The sequence below is a fragment of the Acinetobacter junii CIP 64.5 genome (assembly GCF_000368765.1).
In the GTDB taxonomy this organism is placed as follows: domain Bacteria; phylum Pseudomonadota; class Gammaproteobacteria; order Pseudomonadales; family Moraxellaceae; genus Acinetobacter; species Acinetobacter junii.
This window is the reverse complement of sequence record NZ_KB849654.1, coordinates 777,625-798,042: the sequence shown is the minus strand read 5'-3', so window position 1 is coordinate 798,042 and position 20,418 is coordinate 777,625. Positions and strand designations below refer to the sequence as shown.

Sequence of the window (20,418 nt, the reverse complement as noted above, 5' to 3'; positions counted from 1 at the left end):
TGCCTATCATTATTACTGTAAAATACTTATACACAAATAAGAACTTGATGAGTGGGATTTTTTAGCATGAGTATCCACGATTCTGAACAGCGCTTTTTGGCGCTATTTATGGCTTTCTATCAAAGGGTGGAGGGGCAAATTTCAGCCTATGCTTTTTGGGCATTAATCACGTTTATCAGAAATTTTGGAGTCGGAAGTACATCATTGCCACTCGGTGAATTATCAAAAGTGATCGGCATACAGATTAAAAAATTACGGGGTGTATTGAATGAGTTGGAACAACAGGGAATATTAAAAATAGATTTTCCTGAAACTGGAAAAAGGTCTAGAGTTCGTCATTTACAACTTAATCTTACTTATATAAGGCTTGATTCAGCCACGTCTATTGAATGGTTAGAAAATAGTAATAAGCGTGTGGTTAGGCAGATCCCTTTATTAAAATTACTTCAGACTTTATTTATAAAGAGTGATGGCATAAGTATTAGCAATTCACCTAAAAAAATAGAGATCGACTGCTATCTTGATTATCGAAGTTATCTTGTTTTATTACGGTTGCTTTACGGTGCAGACTCGTTTGGGATTGTTATAGGGTGTGGAATTGGTGAAATTGAGCGAGCCACGGGTTTAAGCAAACAATCTATTTATCGCGCTATACAGCAGCTTAAAAAAAACGGATTTATCCGCTGCCAAGCGGATGGCGCAATTCGAAATAGTTTTATTCAAACAGAGTCTCCAATATACGCTTTAAACCTTTCGCATAGGTTTTGGGGGGATGCTGCGATCTACGGCAAATTTTATATTTTGAAGTACCCCCAGCCGCATGTTTTTGAAGTTCAGAAAGTGGCCTCTATTTTTACTATGCTGAATCCAAAGAGCGACTTGTTGTCAAACACTAAAAGTGAAGATTCAGATGTTGGCTTGAAGGTGTTGAATTGCAAAAACTATTATTTGTTACATGATCCTTTGTGCTGGATGAAACCGTTTATTCTTCGGTCTCGTGATGCTGTAGGTTATGCAAATTATGTTGTGTTACAACAGCAGGAAATAATGAAGTTGTATGATCATTATGTCGAGCTAAAGCGGTTACATCCAGAGAACCCATTATCAGCGACGTTTTATTTAAAGCCGCATGAAAATATTTTGAAGGATGAGGCGGTTTTGGATCATTTAGCATCTATCCAGCATACTAAACTCAGCGGGATGAACAACCGCTTAGGTCTTTTTCAAAGCTTGCTTGAGCAGTGGTGCTGCCAAATATACTGTCAGAATAAATCGCTTTTTAAAATGCTGAAAGAAGCTAACCCAGTAGTAATCGATGATGAAAGCTTTGAGCGTTTAGGGTGCACAGACTTTCTCTATCCGTATTCATTGCAAGCCACTCAAATCAAAACAATCAAAGAGAATATGACGCTAAAAAATGAGTCTGATAAAATTGAATCAATGATCACCTTCAAGTTAAATGCTGAGCAGTCCAGAATTCATCAGTTTTTAATGGCCCTTATGGATCTGATTGCATATAACCAAATTTATTTTTTTCAGCAATGTATGCGGAAACATTCTGATATTGACCAAAAGCTCAGTGCAACTAAAAGTAGTTTGGGAAGGGCATTGGTAAATGCAACTGAAATAGTGACGCCTTTTAGGATTTTACCTCGGTCATTTATACAGAATACATACAGCTGTTGCTTTGTCCCTGATCAGCACGCGGAAGCTAACAGGTATGTCTTAAGTGAATTGGCGTTTCAAGAACCCTTTCAGGATGGAACTCGCTTTGATTTTCCTACACAGCAAATAACAGAAATTTCACCAACACTGGCAGAACTTAAAGATTACGGACTGCTGCATCATCACTGTTTGTCATTATTCGAATAGTTTTTTTGCGCTAAGTTTTTTTTGAAAAAACCATTTTTCTGACCTAACTATCGTAACGCTAAAATATATAAAAAGCCTAGCTTAGCCGAAGGTCTGGAAATTCTGCTGATTGGCTAGGCTATGGTTATTGCTTTTACGCTAAGACGGTTTTATATATTATTAATATATAGATTAATACTAATAATAGATTAATGACTGTAGCGTATAGAACTATAAATACTAGATATATCAATACAATCACTGTTACTCATACAGATAACAAGAACAGTTAGACATGTCATGCAGATATGAATATATACCCAATATGGATGATGATAGGGACCAATAGTCCATGTACAATGAGAGCACTATTCGATATATGCGGATAGTGGATGACTTGTTCTTACTCTAGATAAAAACACTATTTAAAAAAATAAGTCGATTGCTTAACTATGACGTGAATCATAGTTAAGGAAGTTCAACGTGTTCCCATTGGATTTAGATGATCAGGCAGGGGTGATGTATACCATTCATCGCTTTGTAGATGTATGTCTTAATTTTGATATTTCAGACGAAGCATTCATTTTCAACTTAGAACGCTTGTATTGCGCATTTGAAGCGTTTAAACAAGAAGGGCTTGAGTATGCAGCATCGCTTAGGGCGTTTATTGCAGTTACTGAATACGTCAATAGCCAACGTGGCATGCTTAGCTTTGCTGAATATCTGACAGGGCTTTCAATAGGGGAAATTAAGGCATTAAGACGAATCCTGCATGCGCATCGAGGGCTGATACGTGATGAGATCAAAAGCTTTGTGAGACGGAAAGAATTGAATCGAGTGGCATTACTTGAGGAGTTCGAAGGCGCAATTAAGGGGTATCATTCGGTTCTAGTGATCAGAGTGGATTTGAGCTATAGCAAGGACAGCATGAGTGAAATTACTGTAAATGACTTCTATCAGCATATCGGAAAACTACGTGATTTGATCACTGATAAAAATGGATATTTTGATGCACTTTTGACCTATGCGATCGCACTGGAGCAGGGTATAACCAAAGGCTTTCATGCTCATTTAACATTGGTGATTAATAGATCGAAGCATCAGAGTGATTATAAAATTGCTGAGGGAGTGATCGATAAGTGGAAGGAAATCACATTCGATAAGGGTTTTGGGCGGAACATCAACACGACAGCGAATAAAGACAACTACGAGAAGCAAGGTCGTTTAGGTATTGGAGATATTCGTCGAACGACACCCGAACAAGGCAACAATGCTTTGGGTGCAGTTGCTTATCTCAGTGACCCTGATAAATACGAGCAGACGTTATTGGTTAAACCACGAGGGCGTAAAACGTTTTATAAGGGGGATTATCAGCATCATGGTCGCCCAATACCTGATACAGAAGAAAATAGAAGAATCAAAGAATGGGATGCGCAGACCGCTTTAGCAAAGCTGGAAGAGGAGATTTGGTTTAAAAAATTATGAATATGCCAGTTCTATGAAATCAATCCATTCATAGGACAACACATGAGCCATTCAGAGTTAGAGTTTGTTACAGCACCCCGATTAGAACAAGACGTTTTAGAGCATTACCAAACGATTCGCTTTGCTCCAATTCCAGAAGGTACTGATTACGATGCTCATCAAAAAAATATAGATCAGGAGTTCAAGCGGAAACTGTCTGGTTATTTTTCAGCATGGCGCAGAATGATGGCCGTTGGCATTCATGAGCATTTGTCTTTTTCCTTTTGGGCAGACAAGTTCTTTCAGGCTTACTGCAGTGTATTACAGGAAGAGCAGATTCGGTTCTTTGAGGTCACGGCGCAAAGAAGCGCTGGTTTTTATATCGATAAGATCGTAAAGCGGCTGAGAGTGCTGTTTGAAAGCACCAGCTTAACTGAAGAAATGCATAAGCTGAATGAGTGCTACGAAAAGCGGATTGAAAAGTTGAGAGAATCCTACCGTAATACAAGCCAGATCTATCCTGATGCAGCGGATTTAAAACTGGAACTAAGTCTAAATGAGGGTGGAAATGAAATTATCGATTTGCGACAGTTAGAGCGATTTTTATCAAATTTCCAAAAAAGTCTAGCAGCTGAGTATTGGTATAGAACACAAGCCATTTACCGCTTTTATCAAATTGTACGGGATGATGTTCAGCAGCGGTATGTGATCCACTTTTATCTGAGCTTTAACCGATCACTCTATGCTGATCCATTATTTTATTGCAGTGTCATAGAGCGTTGCTGGGCCCAGGTCACGAATTATATGGGTACCTGCAGTTGCCTTAGTCTGACAGATCAAAATAGTGTGGTTGATGCTGAACAGATGTTTCGGATTGATCGAATTATTCAAGAAGACGTCCAATGTCCGCTGAGTGCATTAAATAGCATGCCAGAGAATCAAACAGGGCAGTTTGGGCTTCCGAATAGAATCTGCATTTACCCTAAAGGATTTAAATGGTTTGATGGAGCACCTGTACGGCGCTGAAAATTTATATGAGTGTCCTGCACTTGCTTGACGCTCTAGATTGCGCAGATTATCCTTCTCATCAATTCTGTTTGCAAACGTCGAGCACCCAGATTTCTAGCCGAGCGCATTTCCAATATTAAGGCCTCTAGCTCAGTATTGATTTTAGTATTTGGAGATTTTAATGGGCGTTTACTCTGACTACTTAATCCATCAATACCTTGATCAGAATATCGTTTCCACCACTTGCGTAATGTTGGTCTAGAAATGCCACATCTCCGACAGACTAGGCCAGCATCATTGGTCTCTTCAAATAATTTAACCCATACGAGTCTTTGTTGAATTTCTCTGTTCATAGACACCAATTATATTGAAATGATGTCTATGAATCACACATTTAATGACTAGATTTCATTGGAGATTTTGGATGAGTTCAATTGCCACCACCTCTAAGATAAGTAAGCTTACTTTGTACTAACTCAAACTAGGTACAGCTTAAATCCTTTTAATACAGTTCCAGAAAATAACTAAATAAAGCTTCATTACCCATAAGCTATCCATTGATAAAGAGATAGCTTGTAAATTTGAGATATATTTTCATATAGGATTTACTTTCTAGAAGCTATTCAGTATTCTTTTCACGTTTCATTTTGATCTGACTTGCTATGTTGGCTAATAAGTTTTTTAAGCTTATTCTCGTATCAGTCCTGTTTTTGTTTGCTATAACAACGACGGGGATTTATACGTGGGCGCCTGTAATAGCAAAAAATCTAGGTCATCATCATGAACTGAGTATTTCTGTAGAAACAGAAGATTCTAGCCAATGGTCATTAGTTCATCATGATGAAGTTCTGAATACAGCAGATCAAGATAAAAAAAATCATAACTGGACAAGTTATGATGAACCCGCATTTCATCATTCAGTAAAACCAATTCAAGCTGATGATCATTTCTCAATTGATCCAGTCTTTTTCCTTAGTTTTGCTTTACCTTTAATCCTCTTATTTTTAGGTTTATTTGAACGCCCAATTCGTTCTTTTAAGCTTAGGAAAAGGATTCCCTTTCTTTGTAATACCTACGCATTTACCAAAACTCTCATTGTTCTAAGGAATTGATTTAACTATACAAAAATATTTTTCATTTTTTGTATAGGTATAGTCATGTCTAAAAAAAGTCAGGTAATTTTCGCCTGTGGCTTAGTCATCATTGCTCCTCAGTTATTAGCAGGAACAAATTATGCACAGTTACAGCAGCAAGCTATTGCAAATGATTCAGTTCTAAAAAGTTTGCAGCAATCTCAGCAAGCTTATGATGTAAATCAAAAATATGCTGGTCGGATGAACAATCCAACTTTCAATGTCGAATTGGATAATTTGGGTAATTCTAAGCTGAAAGATTTGGATGGCCCAACTGCATTCATGGGTTTGTCCCAAGAAATTCCGTTGAATAATAAACTCGCTTTGCGTAAGCAATTGGCAGGTTTGCAAGGAAATAATAACCAATTTGAGATTACTCAACGACAAGCAGAGTTAAAAGCTGATTTTCGAATCTGTATGTCTAATTGGTATGCAGCTTCTCAGCGAGCAGAAATTTATGCTGCAGATAGCAAGCTGAGTGCAAGACAAGCAACAGTTCTAAATGAAAAGCTAAAGTATGGACGTGTGATTCCATCTGATGTTCAGCTTAATTCAGCTTTATCTGCTGAGTCCAAGTTACGTTATCAAAATGAGCTGAAAAAGGTTCAGTTTCAGAAAAATCTCTGTTCAAAATTTGCTTTTGATTTGCCAGCCAATGCTATAGATGTTCCTTTAACGATTAACTTCACTGACAAGGTTAGCTTATCTGAAAAGCAGGCTTTACTAAAAAAGCAGCAGGCAAAAACTCAATTTGAATTAGCAAGAAAAGAAGCGGTTCCTGATATCACGCTTGGCGTTGGTGTACGTAATTATCAAGAAACAGATGACAAAGTTTTTTTGGTTTCCACTTCTATTCCGCTTTCGATATTCAATCGCAACAGTGGAAATATTGCACTCGCTCAAGCACAGCAAACCAATGCTGAAACTCGTTCAGAATTAATCAATCGAAATTCAAAGATTGAATTGGATAACAAATCTATTGAGGTATCCAGTTTGATTGATGCAATCAAGCAATATGACCAATCTGTTTTACCTGCAACAAAAGAAAGTTTACGCATTGCAGAAATGGGTTATCAGGCAGGAAAAATTTCATTATTGGAATTTAATAGCATTAAACAAGTTTGGTTAGACAAACATCTCGCTCGATTTGATCTGTGGTTGGCTTTGCAAAATCAGATTGCAGAAGTTGAACGAAATTATGTAACGAATTTAGATCAAGAATAAGGGCAGAGAATATGAATAAACCAAAGAATACAGTAATTGCTACAGGCGTTATAGCTTTACTTGTCATGTTGTGTGCTCTGGCTTGGTATAAAACAGGAAACAAATCACAGACGTCTTCAGCACATGGTGAAGCTATCGAAGAAAAAGCTGCTGTCGCAGGTGATGAAAAAGGTCCACATGGTGGTCGCTTATATCGTGATGGAGACTTTTCGGCAGAGGTAAAAATTTTTGAAGAAGGTGTAGAGCCGCATTTACGTGTCTATGGCTACTACAAAGATCAGCCTTTAAAGCCGAGTGAGATTAACGCGAATATTTTTATTAAGCGTTTAGATGCTGAGCAAACCATTCACTTCAAACCTGAAAGTGATTACTTGATTGGCGATGAAATTGTTTATGAACCGCATTCGTTCTTGATGGTGATAAATGTTGATTATCAAGGCAAGAAACACAGCTGGAAATGGGATACCAAAGAAGGCCGTGTAACGATGCTGGATAGCAGTATCAAAAGCAGCGGTTTAGAACTTCTTAAAGTTGAACCTATGACTTTTGAGAATGCGCTTGAGCTCAAAGGCGAGCTTAAATTTCCCGATAATTTTGAAAGTTTTATTACACCTAAAGCAAGCGGAACACTAATCAAAACTTATCGAACGATTGGTGATAAAGTCAGCCAAGGTGATCTGTTAGCGACTGTTCAAAGCCAAGATCTGATCCGTTTAAATGCTGAGCGATCTATTGCTTTGGATAATTTGCAGTTTTCTCGCAAAAAAATGGAACAGGAACGCGCATTATTTCAAAAACGTGTATCGCCTGAAATTGACTATATCAATGCAAAACGTGAATTTGAAAATGCTCAGACTAGGGCCAATGAGCTGAATAGCTTAATCAGCTCTTACGGTGGTTCAGGTAATGGAACGATTGAGGTAAGAGCAGCAATGTCGGGCACAGTTTTACAAGTGCTTGCTGCGGTTGGTTCAAATGTAACACCAGCTTCACCACTCTTTAAAATTGCCAATACCTCACAGTTGCTTGCAGTGGTCAATGTGCCGGCTGATAAGCTGAATGCAATTAATCCAAATGCAAAAGTAACCGTTAAACCTCAAGTACAGGAAAGTACGGAGGAAGCACTGGGTAAGATTAAATACATTAGTGATGTGATTGATCCGAAAACACGTACTGCGCAAGTTTTTATTGAAATTCCCAACCAGTTCAGATGGCGTTCAGGACAGTTAATCACTGCACAAATCTTTGAAAACCAGAGCATGAAACCGATGGTTGTCCGTGAAGATGCTTTGCAAAACTTCCGTGATTGGGATGTGGTGTTTATTCGTGTCGGGAATGACTTTGAAGCACGTCCTCTAGAGTTAGGCGATAAATTTAATGGTTTTGTTGAAGTTAAATCTGGTCTAAAAGCAGGGCAGATTTATGCAGCAGGTAATTCTTATTTATTAAAAGCAGAGCTGGGTAAATCTGGCGCTACTCATGATCACTAAGGGGTAGCGACTATGTTTGATCAAATTGTTAAGCTCTCGATCAAGAATCGATGGCTTGTACTGATTGTCTTTCTGTTTATCGGTGCATTTGGCGTTTATAACTATTTTAAACTGCCGATTGATGCTGTACCTGACATTACCAATGTACAAGTCCAAATCAATAGTGAAGCGCAAGGCTTATCTCCAATGGAGATGGAGTCACAAGTGACCTATCCAATTGAAACGGCTTTGGCTGGTATTCCTAATCTGGAATACACACGTTCTGTATCGAGATATGGTTTATCTCAGGTTACGGCGATTTTCAAGGAAGGCACGGATATCTATTTTGCTCGACAACTTGTGAATGAAAAGTTGCAAGGAGTCACATCAACACTTCCGGGTGGCATATCGACTTCAATGGGACCTGTTTCAACAGGGCTTGGCGAAATCTTTATGTACACCGTTGAGAACGCAAAAGATAATCCAAACCCATTATCACCGACTGAATTAAGAACCTTGCAAGATTGGGTGATTAAACCACAGCTTCGAAATGTTGAAGGTGTGAATGAAATCAATACCATTGGCGGTTATTTAAAACAATTCGTGGTACAGCCGGATTATGCATATTTACGCAGCATTGGCTTAGATCAGCAGGATATCTTGGATGCTATTTCTAAAAATAGCATGAACAAAGGGTCTGGTTATATTGAGAAGAATGGTGAGCAGTATTTGATTCGCTCGGATTCTCAAATTAACTCAATTGAGCAAATTCAAAATATCCCGATTACGGCAAGTAGCGGTTACATTCTTCGATTGAAGGATGTGGCAAAAATATCAATTGGTCACGAGCTACGTACAGGTGCAGCAACTAAAGATGGGCAAGAAATTGTCCTAGGTACTGCATTTATGCTGATTGGTGAAAACTCGCGAAATGTTGCTCACGCAGTAGATCAAAAGTTACAAAAAGTCCAAGAGTCATTGCCAGACGGTGTTGAGGCGAAAGCCGTTTATAACCGTACAACTTTGGTTGATGCAACGATAGACACAGTAAAGAAAAACCTTCTTGAAGGTGCAATCCTCGTTATTGTTGTTCTCTTCTTATTCCTTGGACATTTCCGTGCAGCGCTCATCACTGCGATGGTGATTCCTTTATCTATGCTCATGACCATTACTGGCATGGTGAATCAACGAATAAGTGCAAACTTAATGAGTTTAGGGGCGCTAGATTTCGGGATCATTGTCGATGGTGCTGTCGTTATTGTTGAAGCTTCACTTGCAAAATTAGCGATGAAGCAAAAAGAGTTGGGTCGGATTCTGACGCGTAAAGAACGTTTTATTACCGTATTTGAAGCAACTAGAGAATCTCGAAAAGCGATTCTTTATGGTCAATTGATCATTATCTTAGTGTATCTGCCTGTCATGACGCTTACTGGTGTTGAAGGCAAGATGTTTACACCGATGGCAGCTACAGTTGTTATGGCTCTCGTGGCTGCAATGGTTCTTTCGATTACTTTTGTTCCTGCAATGGTGGCTTTGGTCACGACAGGCGAAATTAAGGAAGAGGAATCGAAGATTGTTCATTTCATTAAGAAAGTTTATAGCCCAATTTTAGATTGGTCTTTGAGTCATCGTTATAAGCTGATCGCGTTCGTAGCAATTTTCTTTGTATTCAGTGCGAGTCTTTCAACTCGTTTAGGTTCCGAATTTATTCCCTCATTAGATGAAGGTGATGTGGCATTACATGCACTTCGAATTCCTGGAACTTCTTTAACTCAAGCTGTTGAAATGCAGTATGCGCTTGAAAAAGAAATCGTCAAAATTCCTGAAGTGAAAACCATGTTTGCCAAAGTGGGGACAGCTGAAATTGCGACTGACCCAGTTCCACCAAACGTCGCTGATAATTTTGTGATATTGAAACCACGTAGCGAATGGCCGAATCCTGACAAGGAAAAATCAGCTATCGTTGCCGATATTGAACGTGTGGCAAAAGGCGTTTATGGCAACAACTATGAGTTCACTCAGCCGATTCAAATGCGTTTTAACGAACTGATTTCAGGTGTCCGTACAGATGTTGCAGTGAAGATTTATGGTGATGATTTAGATCAGTTGCTTGAATCTGCAAATGCTGCAGCGAAAATTTTAGAAGGTGTGAATGGAACAGCCGACTTAAAAGTTGAACAGATGAGTGGGCTTCCAATGGTCTCTGTTGAACTTAAAAAAGACCTGATCGCCAACTACGGTCTTGATGCTGAAGATGTACAAAAGCAAGTATCCAGTCTGATTACGGGGCAAACAGCAGGTAAGGTTTTTGAGGGAGATCGTAAGTTCGATATTGTGGTTCGAATGGACCAAAACTCTGTTACGGATTTAGAAAAGCTTTATCAAGTTCCAGTGAATTTGCCTGATGGTTCAAGCGTACTTTTATCTGAACTGATCGAATTGAAAAATGTTCAGGGTCCAAACCAAATTTCACGTGAAAACGGTAAACGCCGAATTGTGATTACAGCGAACGTCCGTGGTACAGATATTGGTAGCTATATCGAAGAAGCACAGACTAAGTTGAATGCTGACTTTAAATTACCTGAAGGCTATTGGCTGACATGGGGCGGTACATTTGAACAAATGGAATCAGCTTCAAATCGTCTAATGATTGTTGTACCTCTCGCTTTGATCTTAATTTTTGCCATGATCTATATGGCATTAGGAAATGTCAGAAATAGCGTGCTGGTCTTTACGGGTGTGCCATTTGCCTTAACGGGCGGTGTGATTGCCTTAGCCTTACGTGATATCCCATTCTCTATCTCTGCAGCCGTTGGTTTTATTGCACTGTCGGGTGTAGCTGTACTGAATGGCTTAGTTCTAGTGTCTGCAATCCAGAGATTGAGAGATCAAGGTGAAGGACTACTCGAAGCTGTTAGACACGGTGCATTGGAACGACTTCGCCCAGTATTAATTACGGCTTTAGTGGCATCTTTAGGTTTCATCCCTATGGCATTGAATGTTGGGATTGGCTCTGAAGTGCAACGACCAATTGCGACTGTTGTGATTGGCGGAATCTTATCTTCGACCTTATTGACGTTGATTATTTTGCCTACGCTATACGTTTGGTTTAACCAAGGACGTAAAAAGCAATCAGATGATTTTTCTGAGCAGCAAGAAGCCTAGGTGAAACAATGATAGGCATAGTGAGAGATAAAAAGTTTAGAAATTTGATGATGTGGTTCGTCTGCATCATCAGTCTTGCACTATGCCTGCATTTTAATACGCACAATGCAGAGACTGCATACCAAGAACATGCGGTTTATGAGTTTGAAAGTGTACATTTTCATGATGTGCATCAAAAGCAAAACCATATTCATCATGATAATTTTCATGAGCATTTTGGTGAATATCAGTCTGGTCAATCGATGACTTTGTTATTTACTTTAGCCTTTATTTTGATCCTAGATAGAGTGAAAAATTATCTCTATCTCATGATCAGTCGTATTTTCAAACCTCCCAAAACATCGCTAGAAACTTTTCTTTTTAGTTAACTTTGGAGTTTGATTTACATGCAATTTATTTTTTCACAATGGGTGAGACTCAAGGCATTTTTAAAGTTATTGATTACTTTAAGTGCTGTTTTGATGAGTCCTGCACTTTTTGCCCATGGCGTGGCAGAAGGTGACAAAGGCTATATTCAAGAAATTTATGGGGTACACATCATTCCCTTTATTTACCTTGGTGCAAAGCACATGGTTACAGGTTATGACCATTTGCTGTTCCTCGTCGGGATTATCTTTTTCTTATATCGCATGAAAGATATTGGCTTATATGTCAGCCTTTTTGCGATTGGTCACTCTGTGACAATGCTGATTGGGGTGTATTACAACATTTCCATGAATGCATACATTATTGATGCAATTATTGGTTTTTCTATTGTTTATAAAGCTTTGGATAATTTAGGTGCATATCAGCGTTGGTTTGGTTTCCAGCCCAACACTAAAGCAGCGACGTTAATTTTTGGTCTGATTCATGGCTTCGGTTTAGCGGTAAAAATTCAAGAGTATGAAGTTTCGGCAGATGGTCTATTGGCAAACCTCATTGCATTTAATGTCGGGGTAGAGCTTGGTCAATTTATGGCTTTAGCGATGATTTTGCTGTTGATGACAATGTGGCGAAAAACGCCGTATTTCTTCAAAACAGCTTATCAAAGCAACGTTTTTTTAATGTTCCTTGGCTTTTTACTTGTGGGCTTTCAGCTTACTGGCTTCGTTACTCAATAAGGATTTTCAAATATGTACAACGCTCAAATTCCACAAGATGTTGAATTACCTTCTGCAAAGAAACTTGTTAAATCAACCATTATCGCTGCAGTGAGTGCTGCAGTTGTCTTAGTTACAGTTGTTATGCCAGCTGAATACAATATTGATCCTACTGGGGTTGGTAAAGTTCTAGGCTTAACAACGATGGGTGAAATTAAGCAATCTTTGGCTCAAGAGTCTGAAAATGGTATGGGAGAGGCAGTTTCAAACACGATATCGAGTGAAGCTGCAAGTGACCCTAATATTCAATCATCTATGCCAATTGGTGAAGCAGAAAAAATGCTAATGCCTGCAATTCAAAAGCAACAGATGACAGTTGAGTTGAAGCCCGGACAAGCCACTGAAATTAAGTTGGCGATGCCGGAAAGTGCTAGCGTGAATTTTAAATGGACAACATCAGGCGGTGGTCTAAATTATGACACGCATGGTGATCCAGTGAGCGCTCCTAAGGGCTTTTACCATGGTTATGGCAAAGGACGTAATGAAACTCAGCAAACAGGTACATTAACAGCAGCTTTTGATGGTAAACACGGCTGGTTCTGGCGTAATAGAACTGAAAGTCCTGTTTCAGTGACATTGGAAGTTGAAGGCCAATTCAGTGATATGAAGAAAGTCTTTTAAGCTTTAAAAAAATCTCCTTGGAATAAAATCCAAGGAGATTTTAATTGGCATTGATTTTAGAAATAAAAAATAGGTTCTAAAAGGGGTCCCAAAAATGCTAGAAGTTTTAAAAAATACAACGTATAGGCATTTGTTCTTAGCTCAAGTCATTGCGCTTATTGGAACTGGGCTGATTACGATTGCTTTGGCTTTACAGGCGTATGATATTGCTAAAGGGGAGGCTGCTCAGGTCTTAGGCATAGCATTGGCGATAAAGATGATTGCTTATATTGGGGTAGCACCTATTGCTTCAGCATTTGCAGAAAGGCTGCCACGTAAAAAAGTTTTAGTGGGGTTGGATATCATCCGTGCTTTAACTGCTTTATGCCTGCCTTTTGTGACCCAAATTTGGCAAATCTATATTCTAATTTTTATTCTGCAATCTGCATCAGCTGCATTCACACCTACTTTTCAGGCCATGATTCCTGATGTATTGCCTGAAGAAAAAGATTATACCAATGCCTTGTCTCTTTCTCGTTTGGCTTATGATTTAGAGAATATTATTAGCCCAATGTTGGCAGGATTTTTACTTGGATTTATAAGCTATCACAATCTATTTTTAGGCACAGTCATTGGCTTTATTGGTTCAGCACTTTTTGTTGTCAGTGCAAAATTGCCTGCTGCTAAAGTACCTGTATTTAAAGGGGTGTATTACAGAATAAAGCAGGGGACAAAAATTTATTTTAATACTCCGCGTTTAAAGGCACTCCTAGCGTTAAACCTTGCGATTGCGTCAGCCAGTGCTGTAGTGATTGTAAATACGGTTGTACTCGTTCAATCAACCTTTAAGCTAAATGAACATGCCACCACTTGGGCCTTTGGCTTGTTTGGCTTAGGGTCTATGCTCTCGGCATTTATATTGCCTAATGTTCTGGATAAATTTAACGATCGAGCTGTGATGCTGAGCGGCACAGCTGTACTAGTCGTTGGCTTATTCTGTGGGTTTTTTATTAACTCATACAACGGACTATTAGTTTTATGGTTTGTCTTGGGAATAGGTTACTCAGTATCTCAAACACCTACAGGCCGGTTAATTCGTAAATCTGCATCTATTGAAAATAGAACTTCATTATTTGCCGCGCAGTTCGCTTTTTCACACGCATGCTGGTTGATAGCTTACCCTTTAGTGGGTTGGCTGAGTACCAATTTTGGAACACTCTTTACATTTGTGCCTATGGCGGTCATTGCTCTAGTAGCAATGAGTATTGCCTTTATGATTTGGCCAAAACAAGATGAATCCGTAATCGTACATTCACATGATGATTTACCTGTGGATCATGAACATCTACTCAGTCACAACCATGATGGAAAGCATTCACATGACTATGTGATAGATGAAAACCATCAAAGATGGCCGAAATAAATGATGGCCTATGTTTTATTATTTTTAAGTGCCTTTGGTGCAGCAACACTATTGCCCCTGCAATCTGAGACAGTGTTAGCAGGCTTTTTTCTGTTAGGTCGGCATTCTGAGCTGTTGCTCATACTTGTAGCAACAGTTGGGAATGTACTTGGTTCTTGTGTGAACTGGTGGTTGGGTATCAAGCTAGAAGTCTATAAAGACAAGCGTTGGTTTCCAGTATCAGAGAAGCATTTATTAAAGGCTCAAATCTTATATGCAAAGTATGGTTCACCCATGTTATTACTCAGTTGGGTGCCTGTGATTGGTGATCCAATTACGTTAGTCAGTGGAGTTTTAAAGGAAAAATTTACTATATTTATAATTTTGGTTTTCACGGCTAAATTTTTAAGATATATCGTTGTTTACATGATCTATTTAGAGGTTGCTTGAAATATATTCTAATAAAAAAAGGAACTTGGTTATTCTATAATCTAAAAGTTTTATTCAACTCGGGGAAGATACAAAAATGAAAAAAATAGTTTTAGTTTGTGTGCTGGGAATGTTTGTAACTTATACAAATGCGCATTCGGGTGGTACAAATAAACAAGGTTGCCATACTAACAGCAAAACAGGTGATTACCACTGTCATTAAAGTCTACAAGAGGTCAAAAGACCTCTTTTTTATGAGTTGAAATAAAATAGTAATGTAATCATTAATGCAAAAGCCCCATACAAAGTATGAGGCTAACTTTAAAAATTAGTTTGTTAATACGGAGATTTCGGCAGTTGTATAGCCTCGCTCATAAAGGATACTGTGAATCGCATTTTTTATGCTTTGGCAGTTGGTTTTTTTAAACCTTTTAAAAAGTTCAAAGTCACAGTGATGACTTAAATTGAACTTTATTTCGAGCGCTTTTGAATCTGGAGTTGAATAAAGAGAAGTTAAAAACTTACGTATTCGGGGTCGCATATAAACTATTAAGCAATAAAGATGTACTCATCATATCAAGTCTATAAAAATTGAAAAGAGATTTTTTATCATGTCATTTTATTGATAGCGGCTGAGTAATGCTAAAAACTCTTTTAACTCTTCTTTATTAATCGCATCTTTATCTTTGATTACATGCTCTTTTAGATGTGCTTCAATCAATTGATTCATTAATCCATTCACAGCACCACGGACTGCAGCGACCTGTTGCAGTACTTCTATGCATGATTTGTTAGGGTCGGCCAAACTCTGCTCAACGGCGTTGATTTTAATGTGGTTCCGTTAATTAGACCACTCAATTCAGTTTTATAAGTGATAAATCCGCTCTAAATATTTAAATTATGCTGCCATTACTTTTAGTAAATGTTGATCATAAAATTCATCCGGTGTTGCCTTATTCAAACTTGAATGAGGACGTATCATGTTATAAAAATCCAAATATTCAGCAATTGATTGTTTCGCTTGTTTAACCGTATCGTAAGCCTTCAAATAGACTTCCTCATGCTTCACGCTGCGCCATAAACGCTCAATCATTACATTATCCATCCATCGTCCTTTCCCATCCATACTGATACGGATATTTCGCAATTTTAACTCATTCAAAAATGCCTCGCTTGTGAATTGACTGCCTTGGTCTGTATTAAACACCTCAGGACAACCATATTTCACAATTGCTTCTTGCAACGCATCTATGCAAAAGCCTGTTTCCATACTGATCGATACACGATGAGCCAGTACTTTACGACTATGCCAATCTATAATTGCACACAGATAGACAAAGCCTTTAGCCATAGGAATGTACGTTATATCTGTACACCAGACTTGATTAGAGTGATCGATGACCATGTTTTTCAACAGATATGGGAAAATACGGTGTGCAAGATTAGGCTTACTGGTATTGGGTTTTGGATACAAGGCATGTATTCCCATCAAGCGCATTAAACGTCGGACTTTACGCCGACCTATTTGATGCCCTTGACGCTGTAGCATATCTCGTATCATTCGACTGCCCATAAAGGGGTAGTCGAGATGAATTTCATCGATCAGGCGCATCAAACTCAAATCAGTTGATGAAATCTCTTTGGACTTGTAATACAACGTACTGCGATTGATTTGAATCAATTGCGATTGTTGTCGTACCGAAAGTTGATGGGTCTTATCGATCATTTTTTGCCGCTCAGCTGCCCTATTTTTCTGAGCGCACCTTCTAAAAAATCAATTTGCAATGCCTGATGTCCTATCTTGGCATGTAGAGCTTTGAGGTCAATCTCTGGTTCTTGTTGTGCTGTTGGTCGTGAAAAAATATTGACTGATTGCTCAAGCAGTTGATTTTTCCAATCGATGATTTGGTTTTGATGTAAATCGAATTGAGTAGAAAGTTCAGCGAGTGTGTGGTCGCCTTTAATTGCTGCGAGAGCAACTTTAACTTTAAACTCTGCTGAATGATTACGACGTTTTCTTCGTGTCATGGTTGACTCCAAAAACAAGCATTTCCCATGCTTATTGGGGAGTAGATTATCACTTATAGGCGTGGTCTAAAATCCTAGAACCACATCAATTTGTCCTTGAATACGCTTAACCCGATTTAAAATTTTTTTGTCTTGATGCAAATGAGACATAGCATTTCTGTCCAAACTAAATATACTGTAGGGGAGTATTATTGATGGCATAAAAAAATGCAATATCTAAGTAATGTTAAAAGCAACCATACGCATCAATTCGATGAAGGAAATCCGCTAGCGCAGAAGAAAATTTTAATTGCGACAATCCTGACGGGCGTCATGATGGTCTTTGAAATTTTTGGAGGTTGGTTCTTTAATTCGATGGCTTTACTTGCAGATGGCTGGCACATGAGTTCACATATGCTGGCATTGGGCTTAGCATATTTCGCATACCGAATGGCACGTAAATATTCACAAGATCAGCGATTCTGTTTTGGTACATGGAAGATAGAAATTTTAGCTGGATACTCTAGTGCGATCTTACTCATGGTTGTGGCATTGTTTATGGGAATACAATCGGTGGAGCGCCTATTTAATCCCGTCAATATTCACTATAACGAAGCAATATCAATTGCAGTGATTGGTCTTGCTGTGAACTTTATTTGTGCTTGGTTACTACACGATAGTGGGCATCATCACCATCATCACCACGAACATGATCACCATCATGATCATGGACACCATCACCATGATGAAGATGGGCATCATGAACATGATTTAAACCAGAAAGCGGCTTTCTTACATGTCGTTGCAGATGCTGTGACTTCTGTATTAGCGATCATTGCATTATTTGCAGGTAAATTTTTTGGCTGGGATTTCTTAGATGCAGTTTTGGGTATTGTAGGTGCATTTCTAGTCGCACATTGGTCTTGGGGGCTTATTCGCGAGACAGGCAAAACTTTACTGGATGCTGAAATGGAACATCCAGTTGTTCAAGAAATTCAGGAAGTCATTGATGACTTAGATAGCCGAATCGTAATTACTGATATTCATGTATGGAAGGTAGGTAAAGGTAAGTTTTCTTGTATCTTGTCACTAGATGTAAGCAGTTTAAATATCACGGCAGATGAAGTCAGAAAAGCCTTATCTATTCATGAGGAAATTGTGCACGTTTCAGTAGAAATTAATACAAGTTCTAGACTCCAAGCTGCAGTATAAAAATAGATAAAAAGGAGCAGCTCATTTGAGCTGCTCTTTTTTTATATGCTTAGTTTAATGATAAGCCCTAAAATTGCAGCAGCACCGATGACTCTTAATACACTTTGATTGAATTTAAAGAGAGCAATACAAGCGAGTATGGTTATTACTGCAGCTATGTAGTCAAATTGCCCCTCAAACCCTTTTGGCCATAGTACATGGTAAGCAAAGAAGAGGGCCAAATTAAGAATTACGCCGACAACGGCTGCGGTAATTGCTGTCAGTGGTGCAGTAAATTTGATTTGATTGTGAGTGGATTCGATTACGGGTGCTCCACCGAGAATAAACACAAACGAAAATAGGAAGGTGAACCAAGTAACAATTGTTGCTCCAAAAGCACCAGCTAAAAACTTATGTTCAGGCCCTAATAGGTCAAGGTTGTACCCGCCCATAAACCCAACGAAAGCAACGACCATAATGAGTGGGCCGGGTGTGCTTTCACCCAACGCTAAACCATCGATCATTTGGGTTGGTTTAAGCCACTCATAGAAGTTAACAGCACCTTGATATACATAAGGTAAAACCGCATAAGCTCCACCAAATGTCATTAAGGCTGCTTTAGTGAAAAACCAAGCCATTTGTGTATAAGCGTGAGACCAGCCATAAGCTACTGTCAGTAATGCTATAGGGAGACACCACAAAATAATTGCAACAACCAGCAATTTAATCAAGCGAGACCATTTGAAAATGGCATGTTCAGGTGTGGGAGTATCATCATCAATAATTGCTTTCCCGTAGTCTTTGAGACTTGATGCGTGAACATTGCTAGTGAATAATTTTGGGTCAAATTTACTTAAGAGATAACCACTTAAAGCAGCCAGCAGCACAATAAGGGGGAACGGAACATTAAAGGCAAAAATGAGAATAAATGCGGCACATGCAATAGCATACATATATTTATTCTTCAGTGACTTACTGCCAATACGATAGGTTGCATGAAAGACGATAGCGGTGACAGCAGGTTTAATGCCATAAAAAAGCCCTGCAATGACAGGTACATTTCCAAATTTTGCATAGACCCATGAAAGACCGATGAGAATAAAAAGGGAAGGTAAAATGAAAAATAGTCCGGCTATGATACCGCCTTTTGTTTTGTGCATTAGCCAGCCAATATAGGTTGCTAATTGTTGTGCTTCAGGCCCCGGAAGCAACATGCAGTAATTGAGCGCATGCATAAATCGCTTTTCAGAGATCCATTTTTTTTGTTCTACCAATTCTTGGTGCATGACAGAGATTTGGCCTGCAGGCCCGCCAAAGCTGATAAATCCGAGTTTTAACCAAAACAGTATGGCCTCTTTAAAGCTAACCTCTGGATTGGGCTCGAAATCGTTTTCTTGCAATTGATTCATGAATTCTCGCCTTTAAAATTGGTATATAGACCATCAAAAATGTGATTGGATAATTCCACCAACTGTTGATCAGCATGAATACTGCTTCTTAGTCCTTGTAATATTTTTTCTAGCCCAAGTGCTTCTGGTGGCTCATTTCCGCCAATATCTAGGTAATGGACAATTTCAGCGATTTTCAGAAGTGATTTATCGGCTAAATTAAAGCTGTGTAAAAGTACTTCGAATGACACAAGCTCACCAACATGGGTAAACGTTGCACCGTCAAAATCAAAACCATAAGCATCTGCTGGACAATCTTTAATATCTTGTAGCCAAATAAAAGTAGGGTCTTTATCAATAAATTTTTGAATGAGCCACGTACAAGCTAAACGATCCACCCAAGGTCGTTTTCGCGTAGCCCAAGTTTTAGATTGGAAGTCATGAAGATTAAGAGAAGGTAGATCACTATTTATAGAAGAGGGCTCATTTGATTCCCCTAGGTGATGAATTTTAAGTTCGAGTTTTGATATCGCGTTTAAGGCTGTGTTTTGTAATTCATTAGGAAAGAAATCAATATCGATGAGAGATGAAAGTTGCTTTCTTAATTTTCTAATGCTTTTTAAATGTTCATTTTTTTGCTCAACATTCAGTGAACTCTCTATTTCATTCAGTTGTAGCAAAAATTCAGAGTATTCACTTTTTCTATTAAATAGTTGAATTAAGTCTAAATTATTGTTGCTAACGGAATCGAATAGATAGGCAATGCCATCGGCACTTTGATGTTCGTCAATAATGGGGTCAAAGCGCTGCTTTTGTTCATTAGGTAGAACATATACACCATCACGCAGAGTTGCTGCACCACAGCTTTTGATGGAACGCCAAATTCTCATTCGAGCAGAAGAGTTTTGTGTGGAAAGGCTAGAAATGAGGATGCTTATATTCATGTTA

General features: G+C 38.7%; 18 protein-coding genes and 2 pseudogenes. 14 read left to right on the top strand and 6 right to left on the bottom strand.

Features of this window, described 5'->3' with window-relative positions; translation table 11 throughout:
• Positions 1 to 66: 66 nt before the first annotated feature.
• From F948_RS05370 to F948_RS05360, 3 genes are all read left to right on the top strand, one after another.
• Positions 67 to 1,872 (top strand): helix-turn-helix domain-containing protein, encoded by a 1,806-nt coding sequence (locus F948_RS05370; RefSeq protein ID WP_004960848.1) that lies wholly within the window; start codon positions 67 to 69, stop codon positions 1,870 to 1,872.
• 462 nt (positions 1,873 to 2,334) lie between these two features.
• The gene (locus tag F948_RS05365) at positions 2,335 to 3,336 is read left to right on the top strand and encodes a YagK/YfjJ domain-containing protein (protein WP_002124900.1); all 1,002 of its coding nucleotides are present in this window, start codon (positions 2,335 to 2,337) and stop codon (positions 3,334 to 3,336) included.
• Positions 3,337 to 3,378: 42 nt separating this feature from the next.
• Positions 3,379 to 4,341, top strand: a complete 963-nt coding sequence (locus F948_RS05360; RefSeq protein ID WP_002117006.1) for a hypothetical protein — start codon at positions 3,379 to 3,381, stop codon at positions 4,339 to 4,341.
• Between the two features lie 56 nt (positions 4,342 to 4,397).
• On the opposite strand, the pseudogene F948_RS05355 reads toward F948_RS05360, so the two are convergent.
• A pseudogene (locus F948_RS05355) lies at positions 4,398 to 4,676 on the bottom strand (helix-turn-helix domain-containing protein); the annotation flags it as partial.
• A 309-nt stretch (positions 4,677 to 4,985) separates the two neighbouring features.
• Between F948_RS05355 and F948_RS05350 the strand changes: the two are divergent.
• The 10 genes from F948_RS05350 to F948_RS16345 all read left to right on the top strand — a co-directional run bounded on the left by F948_RS05350 (position 4,986) and on the right by F948_RS16345 (position 15,107).
• The gene (locus F948_RS05350) at positions 4,986 to 5,435 is read left to right on the top strand and encodes a hypothetical protein (protein WP_002124903.1); all 450 of its coding nucleotides are present in this window, start codon (positions 4,986 to 4,988) and stop codon (positions 5,433 to 5,435) included.
• 45 nt (positions 5,436 to 5,480) lie between these two features.
• Positions 5,481 to 6,680: a TolC family protein gene (locus tag F948_RS05345; RefSeq protein WP_004960838.1), complete on the top strand. Its 1,200-nt coding sequence runs from the start codon at positions 5,481 to 5,483 to the stop codon at positions 6,678 to 6,680.
• Positions 6,681 to 6,691: 11 nt separating this feature from the next.
• Positions 6,692 to 8,170 (top strand): efflux RND transporter periplasmic adaptor subunit, encoded by a 1,479-nt coding sequence (locus F948_RS05340; RefSeq protein WP_004960834.1) that lies wholly within the window; start codon positions 6,692 to 6,694, stop codon positions 8,168 to 8,170.
• 12 nt (positions 8,171 to 8,182) lie between these two features.
• Positions 8,183 to 11,314 carry an efflux RND transporter permease subunit gene (locus F948_RS05335; RefSeq protein WP_004960831.1) on the top strand — a complete coding sequence of 1,044 codons (3,132 nt, stop codon included), beginning with the start codon at positions 8,183 to 8,185 and terminating at the stop codon, positions 11,312 to 11,314.
• 8 nt (positions 11,315 to 11,322) lie between these two features.
• Positions 11,323 to 11,682 (top strand): hypothetical protein, encoded by a 360-nt coding sequence (locus F948_RS05330; RefSeq protein WP_002123399.1) that lies wholly within the window; start codon positions 11,323 to 11,325, stop codon positions 11,680 to 11,682.
• Between the two features lie 18 nt (positions 11,683 to 11,700).
• Positions 11,701 to 12,414 carry a HupE/UreJ family protein gene (locus tag F948_RS05325; protein WP_004960828.1) on the top strand — a complete coding sequence of 238 codons (714 nt, stop codon included), beginning with the start codon at positions 11,701 to 11,703 and terminating at the stop codon, positions 12,412 to 12,414.
• Positions 12,415 to 12,426: 12 nt separating this feature from the next.
• Positions 12,427 to 13,074, top strand: a complete 648-nt coding sequence (locus F948_RS05320) for a hypothetical protein (protein WP_002123386.1) — start codon at positions 12,427 to 12,429, stop codon at positions 13,072 to 13,074.
• A 94-nt stretch (positions 13,075 to 13,168) separates the two neighbouring features.
• Positions 13,169 to 14,476 carry an MFS transporter gene (locus tag F948_RS05315; RefSeq protein WP_004960825.1) on the top strand — a complete coding sequence of 436 codons (1,308 nt, stop codon included), beginning with the start codon at positions 13,169 to 13,171 and terminating at the stop codon, positions 14,474 to 14,476.
• Positions 14,477 to 14,905, top strand: a complete 429-nt coding sequence (locus F948_RS05310) for a YqaA family protein (protein WP_002123402.1) — start codon at positions 14,477 to 14,479, stop codon at positions 14,903 to 14,905.
• A 76-nt stretch (positions 14,906 to 14,981) separates the two neighbouring features.
• Positions 14,982 to 15,107 carry a YHYH domain-containing protein gene (locus F948_RS16345; RefSeq protein ID WP_004644597.1) on the top strand — a complete coding sequence of 42 codons (126 nt, stop codon included), beginning with the start codon at positions 14,982 to 14,984 and terminating at the stop codon, positions 15,105 to 15,107.
• A gap of 396 nt (positions 15,108 to 15,503) precedes the next feature.
• On the opposite strand, the gene F948_RS05305 is transcribed toward F948_RS16345, so the two are convergent.
• The 3 genes and pseudogenes from F948_RS05305 to F948_RS16340 all read right to left on the bottom strand — a co-directional run.
• A complete protein-coding gene (locus F948_RS05305) occupies positions 15,504 to 15,716 on the bottom strand; it encodes a metal-sensing transcriptional repressor (protein ID WP_051006043.1) in 213 nt (70 codons plus the stop codon).
• 66 nt (positions 15,717 to 15,782) lie between these two features.
• A protein-coding gene (locus F948_RS05300) for an IS3-like element ISAcsp5 family transposase (protein WP_100222370.1) occupies positions 15,783 to 16,912 on the bottom strand; the annotation gives its coding sequence in 2 pieces (ribosomal slippage) (positions 15,783 to 16,660 and positions 16,660 to 16,912; 1,131 coding nt in all).
• A 78-nt stretch (positions 16,913 to 16,990) separates the two neighbouring features.
• Positions 16,991 to 17,062: pseudogene (locus tag F948_RS16340) on the bottom strand (transcriptional repressor RcnR to maintain nickel and cobalt homeostasis); the annotation flags it as partial.
• A gap of 57 nt (positions 17,063 to 17,119) precedes the next feature.
• Here F948_RS16340 and dmeF point away from each other — a divergent pair.
• Complete coding sequence (dmeF, locus tag F948_RS05290) at positions 17,120 to 18,103, top strand: CDF family Co(II)/Ni(II) efflux transporter DmeF (RefSeq protein WP_002123401.1); 984 nt, start codon at positions 17,120 to 17,122, stop codon at positions 18,101 to 18,103.
• Between the two features lie 41 nt (positions 18,104 to 18,144).
• Here dmeF and chrA read toward each other — a convergent pair whose 3' ends face one another.
• Together chrA and F948_RS05280 are read right to left on the bottom strand one after the other, a co-directional pair.
• A complete protein-coding gene (gene chrA, locus F948_RS05285; protein WP_002123392.1) occupies positions 18,145 to 19,491 on the bottom strand; it encodes a chromate efflux transporter in 1,347 nt (448 codons plus the stop codon).
• Positions 19,488 to 20,414 carry a chromate resistance protein ChrB domain-containing protein gene (locus F948_RS05280; protein ID WP_002123395.1) on the bottom strand — a complete coding sequence of 309 codons (927 nt, stop codon included), beginning with the start codon at positions 20,412 to 20,414 and terminating at the stop codon, positions 19,488 to 19,490. Before F948_RS05280 ends, chrA begins: the two co-directional genes overlap by 4 nt.
• Positions 20,415 to 20,418 lie beyond the last annotated feature (4 nt).